A 1,268-nucleotide genomic window follows, 5' to 3' on the forward strand; every position below is an offset into this window, starting at 1 on the left:
CCAGCTCAGCGGCGGCGCGCCGAAGGCGTTGCGGGCATTGTCGACGGTGCGGCGGCCCAGCGCCCGGTTGCCGAATCCGCCGATGGCCGCTCCGATTCCGGCCGGGATCACCTTGCCGACCATGAGCGCTCCGCGCTTGGCGATGAACTGCACCATGAACCGCTTGAGCAGCGAGTCGTTCATGGAGCTCAGGCCGGGGATCTTGGCGGCCATCAGGCCACCCCAGTTCTTGGCCGACACGCCGACGCTCTTCTGCACGATCTCCATGCCGCTCTCCCCGAGCACCACCGCCAGCACCAGGGCGCGGCGGCGTTCCTTGTCCTCGGGCGCGATGCCGTGCACCGCGGCCACGGCCAGGGTGAACACCGCGGACGCCTCCAGGAAGAACGCGGTCTCCGCGCTCATGGCGGCCACCGACGCGACGGTTCCGACGCCGGGCACGGCCGCGGTCGCGCCGACCGCGGTGCCGGAGGCGGTGACGGTGTTCAGATACAACTTCTCGAACCGCGCGATGATCTGCCCGGGTGTCTCGTCCGGGTGATCGGCCCGCAGCTTGGCGACGTATTTCGCGACCGCCGGGGCCTGCACCTGGGACCCGTTGTCGAGCAGCGAAACGACCGCCTTTTCGAATCCGCCCTTGAACATCGGCAACCCCTTACTTCCGTGCGGTCCTCTCCGACCGAAACTCTATGGCACCCCGACAACGATTCGCGAGATAGACCGGTTCCGGACGGGACCATCGCGCGCCACGCCGGATCGGCCTAGGGTGGACCGGGTGGCAGGCGTGTCCGAAGGCGCGTCGGGTGTGCCCGACCCGCGGCTGAGCGCGTACGTCCTCGACTACGAGGGCTACCTGTTGCACGGCTTCACCCCGGGCACCCATATCGGCATGCCGGGCTCGGCGCTGACGGTGATCATCACCATCGGCGAATCCATCCACGTCCCCGTCTCCAGTCATCCCGAGCAGGCGGGCGGCCACTGGGACATGCTGGCCAGCGGGCTCACGGTGCGTCCGGCGGTGATCGCGCACAACGGCTTCCAGCACGGCGTGCAGCTGAATCTGACCCCGCTCGGCTGCCGTGCGGTGCTGGGGATGCCCGCCGCGGCGCTCGGCTCGTGGATCGTGGACCTGGCCGACGTGCTCGGGCCGCGCGCCACGGAGCTGCGCGAACGGCTGGCGGAGCCGGTGTCGTGGCCGGAGCGGTTCGCCGTCATCGACGAGATCCTGTTGCGGCACATCGCCCCCGTGCGCTGGGAGGACGAGCTGA

1 protein-coding gene and 1 pseudogene are annotated in these 1,268 nt (G+C 69.8%); one reads left to right on the forward strand and one right to left on the reverse strand.

The window, feature by feature from the left end:
* A partial coding sequence (locus ACIRS4_RS37425) for a hypothetical protein (RefSeq protein WP_404204619.1) occupies positions 1 to 645 on the reverse strand: 645 nt, incomplete at its 3' end.
* A gap of 130 nt (positions 646 to 775) precedes the next feature.
* Here ACIRS4_RS37425 and ACIRS4_RS37430 point away from each other — a divergent pair.
* Positions 776 to 1,268: pseudogene (locus ACIRS4_RS37430) on the forward strand (AraC family transcriptional regulator); the annotation flags it as partial.

Source organism: Streptomyces sp. NPDC101166 (genome assembly GCF_044768125.1).
Lineage (GTDB): Bacteria > Actinomycetota > Actinomycetes > Streptomycetales > Streptomycetaceae > Streptomyces.